The organism is Alteromonas gracilis, assembly GCF_002993325.1.
Taxonomy (GTDB): domain Bacteria; phylum Pseudomonadota; class Gammaproteobacteria; order Enterobacterales; family Alteromonadaceae; genus Alteromonas; species Alteromonas gracilis.
Genome location: NZ_PVNO01000025.1, coordinates 411,626 through 431,381, shown reverse-complemented (window position 1 = coordinate 431,381; position 19,756 = coordinate 411,626). Strand labels below are relative to the sequence as shown.

At 43.6% G+C, this 19,756-nt stretch carries 17 protein-coding genes and 1 tRNA gene; 6 read left to right on the top strand and 12 right to left on the bottom strand.

Annotation, left to right across the window (positions count from 1 at the left end):
- The first annotated feature begins 78 nt into the window (after positions 1 to 78).
- From C6Y39_RS10445 to C6Y39_RS10435, 3 genes are all read left to right on the top strand, one after another.
- Positions 79 to 1,707, top strand: coding sequence for a diacylglycerol kinase family protein (locus C6Y39_RS10445; RefSeq protein WP_105931187.1), 1,629 nt, complete (start codon positions 79 to 81; stop codon positions 1,705 to 1,707).
- 7 nt (positions 1,708 to 1,714) lie between these two features.
- Positions 1,715 to 3,058, top strand: a complete 1,344-nt coding sequence (gene gdhA, locus C6Y39_RS10440; RefSeq protein ID WP_105931186.1) for an NADP-specific glutamate dehydrogenase — start codon at positions 1,715 to 1,717, stop codon at positions 3,056 to 3,058.
- 244 nt (positions 3,059 to 3,302) lie between these two features.
- Positions 3,303 to 3,758 carry a hemerythrin domain-containing protein gene (locus tag C6Y39_RS10435; protein ID WP_105931185.1) on the top strand — a complete coding sequence of 152 codons (456 nt, stop codon included), beginning with the start codon at positions 3,303 to 3,305 and terminating at the stop codon, positions 3,756 to 3,758.
- 123 nt (positions 3,759 to 3,881) lie between these two features.
- On the opposite strand, the gene C6Y39_RS10430 is transcribed toward C6Y39_RS10435, so the two are convergent.
- From C6Y39_RS10430 to rlmE, 9 genes are all read right to left on the bottom strand, one after another.
- Entirely contained in the window at positions 3,882 to 4,040 is a 159-nt protein-coding gene (locus tag C6Y39_RS10430) for a YqaE/Pmp3 family membrane protein (RefSeq protein ID WP_014949371.1), read from the bottom strand.
- 195 nt (positions 4,041 to 4,235) lie between these two features.
- A complete protein-coding gene (locus C6Y39_RS10425; RefSeq protein ID WP_105931184.1) occupies positions 4,236 to 6,530 on the bottom strand; it encodes a GGDEF domain-containing protein in 2,295 nt (764 codons plus the stop codon).
- A gap of 228 nt (positions 6,531 to 6,758) precedes the next feature.
- Positions 6,759 to 6,844: transfer RNA gene (locus C6Y39_RS10420), tRNA-Leu, on the bottom strand.
- A gap of 11 nt (positions 6,845 to 6,855) precedes the next feature.
- The gene (secG, locus tag C6Y39_RS10415) at positions 6,856 to 7,269 is read right to left on the bottom strand and encodes a preprotein translocase subunit SecG (protein ID WP_105931183.1); all 414 of its coding nucleotides are present in this window, start codon (positions 7,267 to 7,269) and stop codon (positions 6,856 to 6,858) included.
- A 10-nt stretch (positions 7,270 to 7,279) separates the two neighbouring features.
- Positions 7,280 to 8,023: a triose-phosphate isomerase gene (gene tpiA / locus C6Y39_RS10410; RefSeq protein WP_105931182.1), complete on the bottom strand. Its 744-nt coding sequence runs from the start codon at positions 8,021 to 8,023 to the stop codon at positions 7,280 to 7,282.
- 95 nt (positions 8,024 to 8,118) lie between these two features.
- A complete protein-coding gene (gene glmM / locus C6Y39_RS10405) occupies positions 8,119 to 9,462 on the bottom strand; it encodes a phosphoglucosamine mutase (RefSeq protein ID WP_105931181.1) in 1,344 nt (447 codons plus the stop codon).
- Between the two features lie 9 nt (positions 9,463 to 9,471).
- Positions 9,472 to 10,296 (bottom strand): dihydropteroate synthase, encoded by an 825-nt coding sequence (folP, locus tag C6Y39_RS10400; protein ID WP_105931180.1) that lies wholly within the window; start codon positions 10,294 to 10,296, stop codon positions 9,472 to 9,474.
- A gap of 187 nt (positions 10,297 to 10,483) precedes the next feature.
- Positions 10,484 to 12,430: an ATP-dependent zinc metalloprotease FtsH gene (gene ftsH / locus C6Y39_RS10395; protein WP_105931179.1), complete on the bottom strand. Its 1,947-nt coding sequence runs from the start codon at positions 12,428 to 12,430 to the stop codon at positions 10,484 to 10,486.
- A gap of 101 nt (positions 12,431 to 12,531) precedes the next feature.
- Positions 12,532 to 13,161 (bottom strand): 23S rRNA (uridine(2552)-2'-O)-methyltransferase RlmE, encoded by a 630-nt coding sequence (gene rlmE / locus C6Y39_RS10390; protein WP_105931178.1) that lies wholly within the window; start codon positions 13,159 to 13,161, stop codon positions 12,532 to 12,534.
- Positions 13,162 to 13,256: 95 nt separating this feature from the next.
- Between rlmE and yhbY the strand changes: the two genes are divergently transcribed.
- Together yhbY and C6Y39_RS10380 are read left to right on the top strand one after the other, a co-directional pair.
- Positions 13,257 to 13,550: a ribosome assembly RNA-binding protein YhbY gene (gene yhbY / locus C6Y39_RS10385; protein WP_105931177.1), complete on the top strand. Its 294-nt coding sequence runs from the start codon at positions 13,257 to 13,259 to the stop codon at positions 13,548 to 13,550.
- Positions 13,551 to 13,662: 112 nt separating this feature from the next.
- Positions 13,663 to 14,439 (top strand): 3-hydroxyacyl-CoA dehydrogenase, encoded by a 777-nt coding sequence (locus C6Y39_RS10380; protein WP_105931176.1) that lies wholly within the window; start codon positions 13,663 to 13,665, stop codon positions 14,437 to 14,439.
- Between the two features lie 121 nt (positions 14,440 to 14,560).
- Here C6Y39_RS10380 and C6Y39_RS10375 read toward each other — a convergent pair whose 3' ends face one another.
- The 3 genes from C6Y39_RS10375 to C6Y39_RS10365 all read right to left on the bottom strand — a co-directional run bounded on the left by C6Y39_RS10375 (position 14,561) and on the right by C6Y39_RS10365 (position 18,805).
- The gene (locus C6Y39_RS10375) at positions 14,561 to 15,475 is read right to left on the bottom strand and encodes a GGDEF domain-containing protein (RefSeq protein WP_167390645.1); all 915 of its coding nucleotides are present in this window, start codon (positions 15,473 to 15,475) and stop codon (positions 14,561 to 14,563) included.
- Complete coding sequence (locus tag C6Y39_RS10370; protein WP_105931174.1) at positions 15,472 to 16,278, bottom strand: alpha/beta fold hydrolase; 807 nt, start codon at positions 16,276 to 16,278, stop codon at positions 15,472 to 15,474. The genes C6Y39_RS10375 and C6Y39_RS10370 overlap by 4 nt, the downstream gene beginning before the upstream one ends.
- Before the next feature lie 130 nt (positions 16,279 to 16,408).
- Positions 16,409 to 18,805, bottom strand: coding sequence for a Lon protease family protein (locus C6Y39_RS10365; protein WP_105931173.1), 2,397 nt, complete (start codon positions 18,803 to 18,805; stop codon positions 16,409 to 16,411).
- A 264-nt stretch (positions 18,806 to 19,069) separates the two neighbouring features.
- Here C6Y39_RS10365 and C6Y39_RS10360 point away from each other — a divergent pair, with 264 nt between their 5' ends.
- Positions 19,070 to 19,651 carry a hypothetical protein gene (locus tag C6Y39_RS10360; protein ID WP_105931172.1) on the top strand — a complete coding sequence of 194 codons (582 nt, stop codon included), beginning with the start codon at positions 19,070 to 19,072 and terminating at the stop codon, positions 19,649 to 19,651.
- Positions 19,652 to 19,756 lie beyond the last annotated feature (105 nt).

The window sequence follows — 19,756 nt, the reverse complement described above, 5'->3', positions numbered from 1 at the left end:
AAGTAAACGAAAACATAAGAGTGAAAGTATAGATGCATACACTGTTCGCTTTTTTTAACAACAAAGGATGTGTTAATTGTGAAAATGGTAAAGTATTACGTGCTAGGCGCAATTTTATCGTTAGTTTTAACGGTATTTGTTCCCAGTGTTCTTTTGAAATTATTGTTTGGATGGACTGCATTTTCACTTATCGCAGTGAGCAGTGCTTATTTGCTTAACTATCCAAGTCTGTTTAGAAAGCGTGAAGATGGCTCTATTCCATTTTATATACGGTGGATTTTTGTACCTTTTCTTTTGGGGTCATGGCTTTACAACGAGTATGCACGCAGAAACGATAAAGTCCCCCCGCTTCAAAAAATTGAGCCACACCTCTTTTTAGGGTGTCGCATGTCCAATAAGCATGTAGCACTGCTAAATGAAAATAAAATTGACGCTATTCTTGACGTTACGGCTGAATTCGACGGTCTTGATTGGACCGCGTATCAAGAAGATTATCGATATCTGAATATACCGGTACTCGACCATACCAGCCCAACCTCAGAACAATTGGTGCTTGCCATTAATTGGCTCAACCAACAAATTTCTGAAGATAAAAACGTGGTGGTTCACTGTGCTCTTGGTCGAGGTCGTTCAGTATTGGTTGTTGCAGCCTATTTGTTAGCGAAAGATCCTAATCTTAGTGTTGATGATGCGCTTAAACAAATAAACAAAATACGCCAAACCGCACGCCTTAATAAGCGCCAACTCGCCTCACTTCAGCAAGTAAGAGATGGTGGTTTACTCTCTTTAGAAAAAACGCTAACGCTGATTGTTAATCCTGTCGCAGGTGGCGGAAAGTGGTCGCAATATAAAGAAGACGTGCTATCTCGTCTGAATGAAAAGTTTAAAGTAACTGTTAAAGAAACAACGCCCGAAGTTGACGGAAAAATGCTGGCTAAAGAAGCGAGAGATGAAGGCACAGACATCATTGTTGCTTGCGGCGGAGACGGTACTCTTACAGAGGTGGCTTCAGCCTTAATCAATACTAACGTGACCATGGGAATAATCCCTTTTGGAACAGCAAATGCGCTGAGCCAAGTTCTTCATGGTTATATCAGCAAAGTCATGCCCATCAGTACAGCCTGCGATATCATTATTGATGGGGCTACGTTAAAAATAGACACCGCCACGTGTAACGACAAAGTCATGCTCTTAGTCGCGGCTGTGGGATTTGAAGAGAAGATGATTTCCGCAGCAGATAGAGAAGAAAAGAATGTGGGCGGACAGTTTGCTTATTTAAAAGGGCTATGGAATGCGATTTCAAATAATGAAAGCATGACGTTTGACGTGGCATTTGAAGACGACGAGGCTGAGCGCTTTCAAACTCCAAGTTTCGTTATCGCCAATGCAGCCCCAATGACAACAGCGTTAGCCCAAGGTGCAGAACAACCCGATATAACGGACGGTAAATTAGATATAACTTGGCTGTTGCCACAAACCTCTTCTGACAAACAATTTCAATCGTTAGCGGAATTGGTTTTTAGCCCGGTAGAATCAAAAAAACAGTCAGACTCTATACGTCACAAACAAGCGTCCAGTCTCACATTGACGTTCGATAAACCCACCGCTTACGCAGTAGATGGTGAAATTTATGAAGACCAATCTCTCGTCATAAAAACACTCCCTCATAGCCTTACTGTATTAGTAAACCGTGAACAAAAGGATTAAATAGTTAATGGCACATCAAAGCAACTTCGACGAAATATATTCATTTCTTAAAGAAAAATTCGAGGGTGAAAGTGAATATCTTCAAGCGGTACATGAAGTACTTGAAGACATAGTTCCTATTTCAAATGCTCATGATGACTACAAAGCATTCGATATCGTTAGGCGAATATGCTTACCCGAGCGCGTTATTTATTTCACGGTTTCTTGGATGAACAGCAAGGGCGAGATTGAGGTTAATCAAGGATGGCGAGTGCAGCACAATTCAGCAATGGGCCCGTATAAAGGTGGCTTGCGTTTCCACCCAACCGTAAATCTCTCCGTACTAAAATTCTTAGCGTTTGAGCAGTGTTTTAAGAACGCACTCACAGGCCTTCCGATGGGTGGAGGTAAAGGTGGTTCTGACTTTAACCCTAAAGGGCGGACGGACAGAGACATTATGCTTTTCTGTCAATCTTTTATGCGTGAGCTACAAAGGCATATTGGTGCTAACACTGACGTACCTGCTGGCGACATCAACGTAGGTGCGCGAGAGATTGGTTATTTATATGGCGAGTACCGAAGACTCAATAACAGGTTTGAAGGCGTATTAACTGGAAAGGGCTTAGAGTTTGGTGGAAGCTACGTTCGCACCGAAGCTACAGGCTTTGGTCTTATCTATTTTCTAGAGGCCGTTTGCAAACATCAAGATACGTACATTGACGGTAAAACAATTGCTGTTTCCGGCGCAGGCAACGTTGCGCTGCACGCTGCGTTAAAAGCCACGGAGAAAGGCGGAAAAGTAGTCACGCTTTCTAATAGTCGTGGTTTATTGCACAACGAAAAGGGATTGAACCATACAGCCATTAAGTGGGCAATTGAGAACCACGCATCTCGTAATAATATACTTAAAGACATGGCTGAAAATGACATGGGAGATTGGATAGATAATAAAAAACCATGGCACATTGCGTGTGATGTTGCCCTACCCTGCGCTACGCAAAATGAGCTTACCGAAGACGATGCTAGAGCATTGCTAGACAATGGCTGCAGCATGGTGCTAGAGGGTGCAAATATGCCGTGTACGAATAAAGCTCAGGCCCTTTTTATTGAAGAAAAAATAACGTATGTCCCTGGTAAAGCCTCTAATGCCGGTGGCGTTGCCTTGTCTGGCTTGGAAATGGGGCAAAATGCCATGTTTAACCAACGTGAGGCTGACGTACTCGACGAGCAGCTCTACTCCATTATGACTAGCATTCACGAACGATGTGTTTCTGAAGGCAAAACGGAAGGTGACTTCATTAACTACATGAAAGGTGCAAATATTGCCGCCTTTCGCCGACTCGCAGACGCAATGGTCGCGCAAGGCGTCTAACTCAATACTTAGGTCGCTGGAATTACGCTACTCATTACGCAGTTTTAGCGGCCATGTATGGGCGTGTACAACGTGAATTTATCGGAAAAGTTTTTGTAAAAATTGCGCTCTAAATAGCTAAACGTCGTGACATTGTTTCTGTCGAACAAAAAATCTATTAAAAATCATAATCTAACGAAGCTTGAACACATGGAATAGAAATAGCATTACTGAAAGTAGTAATTAACTATTTGGGGATATATCCATGAAAATTTTTGAAGCATTGCGTCAAGATCATGAAAAACAGCGTTTATTATTGAAAATTCTTGCAGAAACAAGTGGTAACACAGCTGCACGCAGAGAATATTATTTAGAGCTTAAAACGCAGTTGGAAAGTCACGCCATTGCAGAAGAGCGTCATTTCTACACCCACCTTCTAGAAAAAGATGCCACAGTTGATTTGACTCGCCATGGTATTGCAGAACACCACGAAATCGATGAGCTTCTAGAGAAACTTGATGAAACAGATATGAGTTCACCAGCATGGTTACGCCATTTAAAAAACTTGCAGGAAAAAGTTGAGCATCATTTAGCTGATGAAGAGCAAGAGTTTTTCCAAGTTGCAGGAAAAGTGCTAAACGACAGCCAAAAAACAAAGTTGGCAAAAGAATACAGAGAAGAGATGAATAAAGAGCTGGATGCCGAAAAACTTACGGTCTAACCACAATGGAGAACGGAAACAAGCGGTTTCAGTTACGTGTTTTCTATTAAAAAGCCAGCTTATATAAGCTGGCTTTTTTTGTTTCAAAGATAAGGTTCGTCGTTCGAAACGATGTCTTTGAAGTTACTTCTTAGCAATGATGTAAACAGCGTGGATCACGCCTGGGAAGTAACCTAAAATCGTTAAAAGAATATTTATCCAAAAATGTGCGCCAATACCCACTTGTAAAAACACGCCTAGCGGTGGTAACAAAATCGACAGTAGTATACGAATGATATCCATAATAAATTCCTTGTTATTGAAGTAATTTCACAACTCAATGGGTAAAAAGCTCACGTCTTGCCGTGGAATTAGCTCCCAAAGAGGGTTTTACACGCTTCGCTATGTTTCATTGCATTTACAATGCCATCTCGAATGCGAAAGCGCCATAGCTTTTATAATTTCAACAAAAACAATAAATTTTATTTAATAAAATAGCTATTCGCCGAAAGGTGTATTTTGAAGCCACTCTTCTAAATCAGCTAGCTTAAGCGGTCTACTTATATAATATCCTTGGGCAACGTCGCACCCCCAATCCTTAAGAATTGTGAGAGAGGCGAGATCTTCCACGCCTTCTGCAACGACTTTCAAATTAAAGACAGCGGCTAAGCTAAGCACCGTATGAACAATTTGCTGATCATTTTCGTCGCTGGCAAGAGAAAGAATAAAGCTCTTATCTATTTTGATAGTCTTTACAGGCAGGTTCTTCAAATACGCGAGTGAAGAATAACCAGTACCGAAATCATCTATAGCGAAGTGAAACCCTCGCGCCGTCAACTCATTCAAATTCTCTATCGCTAACGATGCATCTGCCACCAAATCGCTTTCCGTAATTTCAAGTTCGAGGGCATCTGGTGAAAGGCCTTTTTCAGTGAGCAGGGATACCAAGTTGCTTAGCAGCACCTTATTTTGAATATCTTGGGTAGACAAGTTCATTGCCACAGTAAAGTCGTACCCTTTTTCCCGAAAATAGGCCAAATCTGAAATAGTTTGCTTCATTACCCACGAGGTAACTTGCTCGATTAGGCCTGCCTGTTCAGCGATAGTAATAAACTCATCCGGAGGAACGAAGCCCAACGCACTGCTATTCCAGCGAATGAGCGCTTCCATGCTGCACACTTTCATCGTTACTAAATCAATTTTAGGCTGATATACCATAGACAGCTCGTTCTGCTGACTTGCCAGCGCACGCTTGAGCTCTGTGGTAATGGCTAACCTACGATTATATTTATCCTCTAATTCAGCACGATAACGAACGCACCACTTATCGCTATGAATCGCTTCGTCCGTAACGATATTCATTTTCCTGAACAACTCTTCTGACGTGAATGCGTCTTGCGGGCACTCTAAAACTGCCATTGCCACTTTTAAAGGAATCGCTATCAAGTTACTTTCAACCGGTTGCTCTAGAATGTGCTTAAGTGTCTCGAGCTGTTCATCATTAAGCGATTCATGCGAGATGTATAGCACTTCTCCGCCCGCTAAGCGGGCTGATATACCAGGCCAACGCTGTAATCTCTGCGCTAATGCTTTTAATGTATTGTCGCCGTTAGAATAGCCGTACAGATCGTTGATAGTACGAAAACCGATGACGGTAATGGCGACAACTTGTAAGGCACGCTTCTCTTTAATTTCAGACTCGAAGTAGTTCTCAACGTAATTTCGGTTAAAAAGACCAGTGAGCACATCATGCTCAGCTTGGTAACGGATATCTAACTCACGATTTTTTATGTTTGCTTGCATGCTATCAACAGCGTTGGCAAGCTCGGTGATTTCTCTTAATTTCGATGGCTCATCAAGTGTCGAGCCATAAGAGCCAGACGCTACTCTGTTGACCGCTTTCACTAGATTAGACACTGGCTTGGTCACGTTTTTCGCCAGTACGAGAGAAAACGCCAATGCAATAACCATTGCTGCCAAGCAAAACACTAAAATAGTAATCTGAATTCTGGAAAACGCATTGAATGCTGAGGTGGTATCAACCGCAAGAGTAATGTTAACAGGAAGTCTATCGGTAGCACCAATGTTTACACGGCGAGTAAAATAAGTAAGCTCGTCATTAAACGTTACATCTACCCATGATGGATCGCGTTTTTGAGCTAAAACTCTCTGCGCTTCACTCGTACTTAAAGTAGTGGTGAGAATTTCGTTTGATTCGGTTTTTGAAATAATAATTTCGGCATCTACAAGTTGCTTAAGCTCTTGTAAAAGCGCATCGTCAAATTCAACGCCTATCAGCATGTAGTACCTAAGTGTAGGTATTTCAACACGTATAAGACTGAGTTGAACTAAATAGTCATTTACAACAAACAAACCACTTTCTTTCTGGTTTACCACAAGAGCTACACTGCTCTCAAGACTTTGACCGACCTCAAAGAGAGGGGTATGTGAAGCCACAACCTTATGGTCTAAGCTTACCAGGGCAATAATGTCGGTATTAAGTCTTTCAGCGTAACTTCTAAACGCGGCCTCGATAGAGGGAATATTTTCGGTGCCCACCGCACGCCTAAAATCAAATGAGCGTGACAGCACTTTGGAAACACTTAAGATAACAGCTTGCCTGTCTGCAACAACCTTGTCGAAGACTTTTTCTGCTAGGGAGACATCGTGGTCAATATTTTCCACAACAAGTGTACTGGCAGAACGCCAAACGGCGCCAACAATCAGAAGCGATGCTATAACAATTCCTATGAATAAGGTTTGAAATAAACTCTGACTAAGTGTTTTTTGCACTAGAGTGCCCCATGGTTGCAACGGTAATTAGGTGGCAATAAACGCGACCATAAGCTAAGAGAATAGCTGAAGAATAGAACGAGTAACAGGGGTAACACGCTGTATATTTTGGAATTTAACGCTTTGTTACAATTGCACTATTGAACGCTTTAAAAGATTCGCAAAATCTTAAATCAACGTCAATTTTTGAAATAAAAAAAGCCAGCAATCTGCTGGCTTTCTTATATTTGGTGCGGAAAGCGGGACTTGAACCCGCACGAGCTATGCTCACCACCCCCTCAAGATGGCGTGTCTACCAATTCCACCACTTCCGCAAAAACTTTACTTAGTTTGAACCTTCGCTGTCGTCAGCCGCTGGTACGTCAGTTCCGTCAGTCTCGATAGCAGGTACGTCATTTTGCACCGCGTCTTCAATAACAGGAACGTCTTGGTCAGCCGGACGCTCAACTTCCTGCTCTACAGCAGCAGGAACTTCAAGGTTGTTCCACTCATCATCAGCACTTTCGCGATTTGCAGTAATTGCACCTAGCGTTAAGCTGATAAAGAAAAACAAACCTGCCAAAATACCAGTAGTACGTGTCATGAAGTTACCAGAACCTGACGAACCAAATACTGTATTCGAGCCACCTGAACCGAATGAAGCGCCCATGTCCGCACCTTTACCCTGCTGGATTAAAACGAATCCAATCAATAAAAGAGCAACAATTAGGTATGCTACTAAAAGCACTTCGTAAATCATAAATACCTCGTCAGTTTGCCGCTTGGCAAATTGAAATAAAATCTTCAGCTTTTAAACTGGCCCCGCCGATTAAGCCACCATCTACATCTTTTTGAGCAAATAATGTCTCAGCGTTATCTGGCTTCACACTACCACCGTATAAAATACGAAGGCTCTGAGCCAGAGTCGCATCTACTTTCGAGAAGTAAGTGCGAATAAATTCATGTACTTCTTGTGCTTGTTCTGGGCTTGCCGTTTTACCCGTTCCGATAGCCCAAATTGGCTCATAAGCGATAACGGTTTTGCTTAGCTCCTCTATAGACATTTTGTCTACCAGAGCGTCAAGCTGCTCGCCTACAAATGCTTCAACCTCACCGGCTTCTCTTACATCAAGAGGCTCGCCCACACAAATAATAGGGACAATACCAGCAGCGACACATTTTTTAGCCTTAAGAGCAACAAGTTCGCTTGACTCACCTTGGTCTTCGCGCCTTTCTGAGTGCCCAACTATAGCATAACTACAGCCAGCTTCCTTGAGAAGGTCTACCGAAAGCTCACCAGTATGAGCACCATTATCAAGGTGACTAACATTCTGAGTACCAATTGAAAATGAATCCGTCTCAAACGCATGTAAAAGCAGTGAAGGTGCACATACAACCACTTCAGCTTTTGCTTTTAAACCCGCTAATTTCTGATTGAACTCAGCGACCAGCGCCAAATTCCCATTCATTTTCCAATTGCCAGCCACGAACGGCTTTCTTACATTATCACTCACAACGTAGACCTTAGCCCTGTCTTAAAGCGGGCGTGATATTAACTATTTAATTAAAAAGATACAAGCACAAAAAGCAAAATTTCCAGCTACGCCAACTAATTGGCGAGTTTACGAACAGTTTCGGCAATATGCTCTGCCCATTTTTGTGATTGGGATTCGTCGTTAGACTCTACCATTACACGAATAAGAGGCTCAGTGCCGCTTTTTCGTAACAGTACCCTGCCCGTTTTACCCAATGCCGATTCAGCTTCTTGTTTAGCATTTTGTACTTCATTGTGCGCGAGGTAATCCACGTCTTGATTAACATAGCGAACGTTAATGAGAGTCTGGGGGTACATGTCGAAGCCACTTGCCAAATCGTGCAGGTCCATGTGAGAACGAAGCATCGCCGCAAGGACTTGTAAACCCGCTACGATACCATCGCCTGTAGAACTCATATTAAGGTTCAATACGTGCCCTGAGTTTTCACCGCCAATAGACCAGCCTTTTTGCTGTAAAAGCTCCATTACGTATCGATCGCCTACATTACTTCGCGCGAAAGGAACACCTAGCTTAGACAACGCGTTTTCAAGGCCAAGGTTACTCATTAGCGTGCCAACAACGCCGCCCTGCATTTTGCCGTTTTTAAGCGCGTCACGAGCAATAATATAAACAATCTGATCGCCATCCAGGACATTCCCTAAATGGTCGACCATCATTAATCGATCACCATCACCGTCTAGCGCAAAGCCTAGGTCTGCTCCGGTTTCTTTAACCTTTTCAACGATAGCGTTCATTGATGTTGCACCAACGCCGTCATTAATATTCAAACCATTTGGCGCAGTACCTAGCTCAATAACCGTAGCACCTAGTTCCCGTAGCACATTAGGTGCAATGTGATAGGTAGCGCCATGAGCACAATCAACCACAATTTTTAGACCAGTAAGAGAAAGCTCAGATGGGAATGTCCCCTTGCAAAACTCAATATAACGACCCGCGGCGTCGTTAATTCTTGTTGCTTTACCAAGTTTATCTGACGCAACACAGGTCATGGGTTGCTCAAGCATGTGCTCAATAGCCAGTTCTATGTCATCGTCAAGTTTGAAGCCCTGTGCAGAGAAGAACTTAATACCGTTATCATAGAATGGATTGTGCGACGCACTAATCACAATACCGGCTTCAGAACGAAATGTTTTGGTTAGATACGCAATAGCTGGTGTTGGCATGGGCCCGAGCAAACCGATATCAATACCCGCTGCTGACAAGCCAGCTTCTAATGAAGACTCAAGCATGTATCCCGAGATACGCGTATCTTTACCGATAAGAACCTTGTTTGTACCGCGACCTGCCAAAACCTTTCCGGCTGCCCAGCCTAACTTGATTACAAATTCAGGATTAATGTTGCTCTCGCCAACCTTTCCGCGAATGCCATCTGTTCCAAAATATTTGCGCTGCGTCATTATTATTCCTTATTTTATGGTATTCAGCATTTTCACAATATTGACAGCATCCGCTGTTTCTTTAACGTCGTGAACCCGAATAATCTGTGCGCCCATTTGTGCGACAATTGTAGCGAGGCTTATGCTTCCCGCCAAGCGCTCATCCACTTTTCTATTGAGTAAATTACCAATCATTGACTTTCTAGACATACCCACAAGCACTGGATAACCAAGGTTCATCAACTTGGGCAAATGCTTCACCAACGAATAATTGTGTTCTAGCGACTTTCCAAACCCATAGCCGGGGTCGAATAATATTTTTTCTTGCGCGATTCCTGATGCTTTACACGCTTTCGCTCGTTCTAATAAAAACTGGGCAACGTCTTCAACCACATCATCATATGAAGGGTTGTTTTGCATGGTGCGAGGTTGACCTTGCATATGCATAAGACAAACTGGTACGCCAGCTTGTGATGCAGCCTCTAATGCACCTGGCTCTTGTAGGGCCCTAACGTCATTAATTAATCCAGCTCCGACACTGACGGCCTCTCGCATCACCTCGGCCTTACTCGTATCGATAGAAATTACACAATTTGCATTTTTCGCTACCGCTTCAATGACGGGAATAGTGCGATCTAACTCTTCCTGTAAAGATACCTCTGGCGCACCGGGCCGCGTAGACTCGCCACCTATATCAATGAAGCTCGCGCCTTCATCGACCATTTGAAGTGCGTATTCCAGGGCCTGATTAACATCTGCATGTTTTCCGCCATCAGAAAATGAATCGGGCGTGACATTTAAAATACCCATTACTTGGGGCTTTGAGAGATCGATAAATTTGTTTCCAAACTGCATGGATTACCTGCGATATTATTTTTTTACTTTACCAGAAGTATTAGAGCAAACTGACATAAATGCCTTTATAGCCTACTAATACGACTCAAGTGAAAGTTATAACTATAAAACATCTAGGCGATGATAGGCCCGCGCCAATAAAAAACGCCAGATATACTGGCGTTTTTATTTCAATATTAATAAGGACTTAGCTTGGGATATCGCCCGGCTTGCCCACTGACGGTTTGTCTACGCCGTCGTTTTTAATTTCACCTTCGCGTACCGGTGCACCGCCACTTGGCTTATCACCGCCAGATGGCTTGCTGTCGTCCCAATCTGCTGGAGGACGAACGTCGGTACGGTTCATTAGGTCATCAATTTGCTTCGCATCAATGGTTTCGTACTTCATTAGTGCGTCTTTCATTGAATGCAAGATATCGATGTTGTCTTCAAGGATCTTCTGAGCACGCTCATAGTTGCGGTCAATCAATGACTTAATTTCCGCATCGATAGCACGCGCCGTGTCGTCAGACATATTCGTTGCCTTCGACATAGATTTACCCAAGAATACTTCACCTTCATCTTCAGCGTAAAGCATTGGACCCATCTTACTTGATAGACCCCACTGGGTTACCATCTTACGAGCAATTTCAGTAGCGCGCTCGATGTCGTTAGATGCCCCGGTTGTAACCTTGTCGTCGCCATAAATAACTGCTTCCGCAATCCTTCCTCCAAACAGACTAGAAATCATGCTCTCTAGATGCTGTTTAGAGTGGCTTACGCGGTCTTGTTCAGGCAAGTACATAGTCACACCTAATGCACGACCACGTGGAATGATAGACACTTTGTAAACCGGATCATGCTCTGGCACTAAACGACCAACAATGGCGTGACCTGCTTCATGATAAGCTGTCATTTCTTTTTCAGACTCAGACATCACCATCGATTTACGCTCAGAGCCCATCATGATTTTGTCTTTCGCTTTTTCAAACTCTTCCATTGAAACAAGGCGCTTGTTACCGCGTGCAGCAAACAGCGCAGCCTCATTTACTAGGTTAGCAAGATCAGCACCTGAGAAACCTGGCGTACCACGAGCAATAACTGATGGTTCTACGTTGTCAGCCACTGGCACTTTGCGGATGTGAACTTTAAGGATTTGCTCACGACCACGAATATCTGGAAGACCTACCACTACTTGACGGTCGAAACGACCCGGACGAAGAAGCGCAGGGTCTAGTACGTCAGGACGGTTTGTCGCAGCGATAACAATGATACCTTCGTGACCTTCAAAGCCATCCATTTCAACAAGCATTTGGTTAAGCGTTTGTTCACGCTCGTCGTGACCACCACCTAAACCGGCACCACGCTGGCGACCTACCGCGTCAATTTCATCGATAAAGATGATACATGGCGCCGCTTTTTTCGCTTGCTCAAACATGTCGCGAACACGTGAAGCACCAACACCTACAAACATTTCGACGAAATCAGAACCAGAGATAGTAAAGAACGGTACTTTTGCCTCGCCTGCAATAGCTTTGGCAAGCAAAGTTTTACCCGTACCCGGAGGACCTACCATTAATACGCCCTTCGGAATTTTACCACCTAGTTTTTGGAACTTAGACGGGTCACGTAAGAAATCTACCAGTTCAGATACATCTTCTTTCGCTTCGTCACAGCCAGCTACGTCAGCAAACGTTGTCTTAATTTGGTCTTCACCAAGTAAGCGGGCTTTGCTTTTCCCAAAAGACATGGCACCACGGCCGCCGCCACCTTGCATCTGACGCATGAAGAATATCCACACACCGATAAGCAAAAGCATGGGGAACCATGAAATAAAAATTGATGTAAGAAGAGACTGCTCTTCTGGTGGCTCGCCATAAACCCTTACGTCATTCTTGACTAAGTCAGAGACCAACTTGTCATCGAAGTAAGGTACGAAAGTTTGGAAAGTTTCGCCTGAACGCTTAGTACCGCGAATTTCGCCACTATTATTAATGCGAACTTCACGAATATTTCCCTGCTCTGCTTCTCTCAAAAACGTTGTATAGTCAGTTTGCGAACGAGACGATTCACTCGGTGAAAAGCTCTGGAAAACCGACATCAAAACAACGGCGATGACTAACCATAAGATTAAATTTTTTGCCATATCGCTCAATGCTAATAACCTCTATAAACCCGAATTGCTTGTATATCCAACAAGTTGTTTATTGAATAAACGACACAACTCGCAACGAAAACCGCTTAACCCAAAGCGTACTACACTTTATACCCACAAGCCACCAAATACACCTCACGAGACCGTGATCTGGACGAGTCTGGCTTACGTGTCTTAATGGTGGTGAAAGATTGTTTGAGCGCGTTCATGAACTCAACAAACCCTTCCCCTTGGAACACCTTTATGACAAACGAACCGCCGGGCTTTAAAACCTGATGACACATATCGAGCGCTAGTTCGCAAAGGTACATAGAGCGCGATTGATCAACAGACGCATTTCCTGCCAGATTCGGTGCCATATCAGACAACACTATATCTACGGTCTTCCCACCGATTCTGTTCAATAGTGCGTCGAGAACAGCGTCCTCTCTGAAATCTCCTTGTAAAAAGTCGACGCCAACGATGGGGTCCATGGGCAAAATATCGCATGCGATAACTTGACCATTGTCGCCAACAAGCTGAGCTGCCAACTGCGACCAGCCACCTGGGGCTGCGCCGAGATCTACAAGCGTCATTCCTGGTTTGATAAGCTTATCTTTTTTATGGATTTCTTCCAATTTGTAGATAGCTCGCGATCGCCAACCTTCCTTCTGCGCTTTTTGCACATAATGGTCGTTAACGTGTTCTGTGAGCCAGCGTTTACTGCTGGCGGAGTGTTTCTTTTTTGTCATTCCAATACAATGTCATTAGGATTGTAGAGAAGATGGCGTTAGAATACGTTATTTCAAGCATAAACTAACAGATTAATTGTAAGAATTATTAATACATGAAACTTTCAAACAAACAGAAACAATTTCTTAAAGGCCTTGCACACCCGCTAAAACCTGTTGTGCAGCTAGGCGCAAACGGCCTTACCGAAGGGGTGGTTGCAGAAATTGACAACGCCCTTAATCACCACGAATTAATTAAAGTTAAGGTGCCTACCGATGACCGCGAAGAAAAAGCGCTTATCATGGACGCCATTGTTCGTGAAACCAACTCAGTTAAGCTTCAAGTAATCGGCCACACGCTAATTATCTACCGTCAAAGTGAAGACTGTAAAATTCAGTTGCCAAGGTAGCTGCAAAATAGCTGAATTAAAGGTGCCGATCCACATCGGCACCATAGTCTTTTCTCTTACTTCCCGTTAACATCGCATTAATAATAGTGAAAATACGGATTAAGGGAAAATTATGACGCTAAATAATCTCACTGCCATTGTTACCGGCGGTTGCTCCGGACTTGGCCACGCCACCGCTATCGCCCTTCGAGACGCTGGTGCGAATGTTAGCCTTTTCGATCTTAATGACGAAGTTGGCGCACAACGCGTTGAAGAATTAGGTAAAGACAACACCATTTTCAACAAAGTAGACGTACGCGATGAAGCATCGGTTCAATCAGCTATCGACGCTACAACGGAAACGTTCGGCGCTATCTCGCTCGTCGTCAATTGCGCTGGTATTGCCCCCGCTAAACGTTTACTTGATAAAGAAGGCAATCCTGCTCCCCTTGGTGATTTTCAAAAAACAATAGACATCAATTTAGTGGGAAGCTTCAACGTTTCGCGCTTGGTCGCCGCTACCATGGCAAAACAACCACCGATTAATGATGAAGGTGAACGCGGTCTTATTGTAAATACAGCATCAGTTGCTGGCTACGAAGGTCAAATAGGTCAAACGGCTTATGCTGCCAGTAAAGGCGGCATTATCGGGTTAACGCTCCCAATGGCCCGAGATTTAGCGCCATTAGGTATAAGAGTAAACACAATAGCGCCCGGCGTAATGGGCACACCTATGCTGCTTGCCATGCCTGAAAAAGTGCAAGATGCGCTATCTGCCAACGTGCAATTCCCTAAGCGATTAGGACTGCCCGAAGAGTTTGCTAAGTTGGTTATACATATGGCAAATAACAGCTATTTAAATGGTGAAACAATCCGCTTGGATGGCGGTTTGCGTATGCCGCCTAAATAAATGTAAGCTCAATATCAATTAGGGAGCGCGTTGCTCCCTTTTTTCATTTCACTGCCAGAAAGAGAACAAAAAATTAAAGACGTTTTAAGGTCGTGCCATTTTTCGACGCGCTAAAAGACGTTTAGAGCCTTATAAAACCTTTTTCTTTATCAAATATCCGCGTGTGCGCTCTTTGATTGTCTTTTGCTGAATATAGTGCTTTATCGGCTTTTAATAGTTGCGCGGCAATAACGTCTGACTCTTTCAGTTCATCTTGCTCTAGTACCGCACCACCAATGCTTACAGTTAATGGATTACCATTTGGAAGTACAATGGTCTCGATTGCATTGTGTAGCCTGTCGCTGAAAGACTTGATGGATTCAATATTCGCGTTATATAGAACAATCAAAAACTCTTCTCCACCCCATCTAGCGACCACATCCGTTTCACGCACTTGTTTAAGGAGCAGGTTGGAAAGCGCTACCAAAACCTTATCTCCCTCATCGTGCCCGAAGGTGTCATTAATATCTTTAAAAAAATCGATATCTAGGAGCAAAAATGATAAGGGGAAAAAAGCGCGGGATGATTGGGTTATTAATACGTTTATGTCGTCTTTCGCTGCTCGTCGATTCAGCAGTGGCGTAAGCGAGTCTTTGCGACTGACCGCTGTGAGTTCTTCCGTCTTTTTTTCAAGCAGATCTCTTGCTTCTAGTAATTCCTGGTATAGTTTATCTCGCTCTTTGGCTACATAAATGGCCCAGTACACAATGTTGTCTGACAACGTTAAATTCGCCACTGCGGGAACACGCCTTCCCCCTTCAGAAATCAATGTAATTTGAACTTCTAAGTACTTTCCGTTAGCGAGAATGATGGGTTTTATATAGCTTTCATAAAAAATTAAGCTGGCTTTAGACACAATATTGGCAATTTTCGCCTCAACGGGCTTTTTCAAACCAAGGTAATCGTACGCAAATGGGTTCAACCAGATAATATTAGTAGTTTCAATATCTGACTTTATTAATAAACAGGGAAAATCTTCCCCTACCCACTCATTCAACTGACAAACTCCCTTACGATTGAAGATACAATGGCGGGATTCGTCATATGCAAACAATGTCCGTGTGCATCAACAATTTTTAGCTGAGAGTTTGGAATTATTTGATTCATATACTCTCCCACAGCGGTGGAAGCTAAATTGTCGTGTTTGCTTTGTACGATGAGTGTGGGAAGGGAAAGCTTAGAAAGCATAGCCCTGTCGTCAGCAAAAAACGTAGCTTTAGCAAAGGGTTTTGCATACTTTGGATCAGTGGAGCAGAAACTGGTTTCAAGCTCTTGCGTTAGTGCTGCATCGTTGTCTTGCCCCATCACGAGAGGTGCCAAGTAGTTCGCCCACCCTACATAGTTTTTGTCCATTAAATTAATTAATTCTTCTAAATCTTCCTTGTCGAAACCACCTTCATATTCAGGAGGAAAATTAAGAAAACAGGGAGAGGGGCATATCATAGCAAGCTTTGAAAAAATATGAGGAGACTGAATGGCCGCATGCATGCCAATCATGCTGCTTACAGAGTGACCAACAAAGATTACATCTTCTAAGCTAAGTTCCTCGCAGATATCTAGCACGTCTTGCGCGTAACCTTTCAGCGTTGAATAACGCTGTTTGTTATAAGCTGAATAGTCAGAAGAACCGCACCCCACATAATCGAATAGAATGACTTTATATTGCTTATCGAGATACGGCAGCAGGTGACGCCACATTTTCTGATCACAGCCAAAACCATGAGCCAGCATAATTACCTTATCGCCAGAACCATGAATCGTGACATTATTTCTCGCCTCTACATTATGAGAAGGTTGCATAGTATCGCCTCAAAATCTTTTACGTTTGCGAAATAAGTATCGCGAACAAGGCGACAACTATGGTCGCCGTTATACTTCTAGTTGTTGTAAACGTAGCACGATTACCTGAAAGGAAAGGTTAATATTTCATTTATTCTCCATCACCACCGTTCACGATAAGCGCGATATTGTATAAACGGTTCACAGCGTGATAGTTGATAGAGTTTTTCGGGTAGCGTCCTTTGCTGCTGATTTTACCCGCTTCCTGCTCCATCAAAATAGTAAGCGCATCGTCCACGGTTTCAACTGTATAAATATGAAATAGCCCCTTTTTCACCGCATCGATAACCGTGGCATCTAACACCAGATTAATCGCATTTGATTTAGGGATGATTACGCCCTGAGTACCGGTTAAACCTCGGTGTTGGCACAAGTCAAAAAAGCCTTCTATTTTTTCGTTTACACCGCCAACCGCTTGCACTTCGCCATATTGGTTAATCGAACCTGTAATGGCCAAGGTTTGTAGGCATGGTATTTCGGTAAGCGCTGAGATAAGGGCAACCAGCTCACCGAGAGATGCGCTGTCGCCGTCAATGTGTCCGTATGACTGCTCCAGCGCGATATTCGCTGAGAGCGTTAGCGGGAAATGCTGCGCATACTTGTTGCCTAAATAACCGTTGAGCAACATAACGCCTTTGGAATGTATAGGTTGTCCAAGCTCTACTTCCCGCTCAATATCAACCACACCACTAGCCCCCGCAAAAACAGTAGACGTAATGCGAGCAGGTGTACCAAATGCTGTATCGCCAATGTCTAACACCGTCAGGCCATTAACCTTACCTACCGCTTTACCTTCAGTGGCAATGAGCACGTGCCCTTCTTTAATATCGTTTAGAAGGGTTTGACTTACGCGGCCAGTACGACGCTTTTTCGCACTCAGCGCTGTCTTTAGGTGATCAAGCTCTAGCGTATCCGCATTAGATTTCTGGCAAAAATAGTATGCTTCGTTAACCAGTTCGATCACTTCCGCGAAATGGGCTGAAAGCTTTTCTTTGTGCTCTGCCATTCTTAGCGAGTATTCTACAAGCCTACACATGGCGTTAGCTGTGATACCTTTAAGCCCAAGGTGTATGAGATGGGCACGTACTTTACCCACGAAATCGAAAAGCGCTTGCCTTGTGACCGGAATCTCCAAGTCAAAATCTACCAACACTCTGAACAGTTCATCAAACTCGTCATCATAATCTTGCAGCGTGTAATATAAATCGCGGGAGCCTAACAAAACGATTTTCACATTTAGGTCGATGGGCTGTGGGTTGAGCGTAATATTATTCACCATACCCACGTCTTGCTGAGGTAAATCCATGCGTAAACGTTGAGATTTGATGGCGAGCTTCAAAGTATCCCATACGAAAGGCTGTTCAATGAGCTGGTCTACATCTAGTAATAGATAGCCGCCGTTTGCTCGGTGCATAGCACCAGGCTGAATCATTCGATAGTTAGTAAATACACTGCCATGAATATTGGTGTACTCGATTTTACCAAACAGGTTTTGGTACGTGGGGTTTGGCTCATAAATAACAGGGGCCGCATCGTCAAGTTTATTCGACACCAAAACGTTGGGTAGAAACTGCTCTTCTAAAAAGATCTTTTTGTCAAAATCGTCGCTTTTCTCGTCCTTCTGCTCTTCACTGTGAATGACTAAAACGGCGTTGACCAGGGCCGCTTTGAGCTGTTTGAGGTACTTCATCACCCCGAGTTCAGACGCGTATTTATGTTCAAGCACTTTTAGTAGCGGCTTAATGCCCTGCTCTGCAGTCTTTTTATCGAGCTCACGCAAACGCTCCGAGTTTTCGCGCTTCCACGTTGGCAAGCTCAATAAGCTTTCACTTAATCTGTTTTCTAGCTCGTCGATAAGCGTGTAAAAGCCTTCTCTTTGCTCATCTGTTAACGTGGCAAACTCGGTATCGCTTATAGGCTTACCGTTTACGATAGGTGAAAAGGTGATTGAACCGCCTTCTTCATAAAGCGCAACGTCGTTTGCTTGTGCGTAACGCTCTACGGCGTCAATCGCAGCATCATATTTTTGTTCAAACTCTCTTGATATCGACGCGCGACGACGTTGATAACCCGGGTTGTCAAATGCAATGGGCAATGAGTCTAAGACATCATCGATAAGTGCAGCCATGTCTTTGTGAAACGCTTTGCCGCCACCAGGAGGAAATTTTAGCGCTACAGGTTCACGCTCTTCCTCAAAATTATTGATATAGCACCAGTCATCAGGTGCAGAAAGTTGAGATACTTGGCGCTCTATGTAGTCTTTTACTAGGGTAAAACGCCCGGTCGCAGGCTCACCCATAACATAAAGGTTATAGCCCTTTGTATTAATGCCTAACCCAAAAGTTAGCGCTTCACGGGCACGCTCTTGTCCAATAAAGGTGGCATTAAGCGCTTCCTCATCTTTTAGGGCACTATTAATCGCGCGGCGGTTAATGGTAGGTGATAACGCGTCTACATCTAACGCAAATGGTTTACTGTCTACAGACATCTTGTTCTATATTCGTTACTTTACTTAAGTGAAACCCTAATTAACATTAGTGTCAAACGCTTATCCGTAATAAAGCACCTTTGCACCGCCAATTGCACAACAAACAACCAGCTTTATGTAGATATGGTATATTTTGTTTTTGGTGGTATGCCACTTACCACGCATGCTCTGCTAAGAGTCGCTTTACTCTTATCGGGTAATATTAATGTGCTGCAGTAGCAACACAAAAGCGAAAACAAGCAACAGATAATCAGAGTATTCAGAATGACAAAAATAACAACTTTAACATCGCAGGTTCGCTTTGCTCCTCTTTTAACACTGCTCATTGGTGCCGCTTTTTCGCCTAAGAGCATCGCAAACGTCAATTACGCGGACAACTCGGGTTTTTCAATTACCAACGTCAGTGAAAGCCATGCCCCTATCGAAGTGGTTTATTCTAACTTTATTGAACATGTTGATATGTGGTGGCCTAAAGATCATACGTGGTGGAAAGGCTCCCTGAGAATTGATGAGCAAGCTGGCGGTTGTTTCTGCGAGACCAACGATAATGCAAGCGCTGTGCATATGCTCATAAGCTACGTTGAGCCTCAAAAAAAAGTAATAATGACCGGTGGTTTCGGACCGCTTCAAGAAATGGGGGTAACAGGTGCGTTGACGTGGGAATTTAGCACCATAGAGGGAAACACGCCCAAAACAAAAGTTACCCTTACCTATCACGCGTCGGGTAACATCCATTTTGACGGAAAAAAGGCGTCAAATGAGGATGCAGCTAATTTGGTTAATTTAGTTGATAAGGTGCAGGCGCAGCAACTTAATGCATTGACTACATTTAGTGATACGAATTAGTGAAAAAATAGCAGTTTACTTCGCCGGTTACATACTAACTTATTAATTAATGCTCACTTTTCAAGCAAGCGACAATAAAATTCGCCTAGTTCGGTGTTAAGCTAT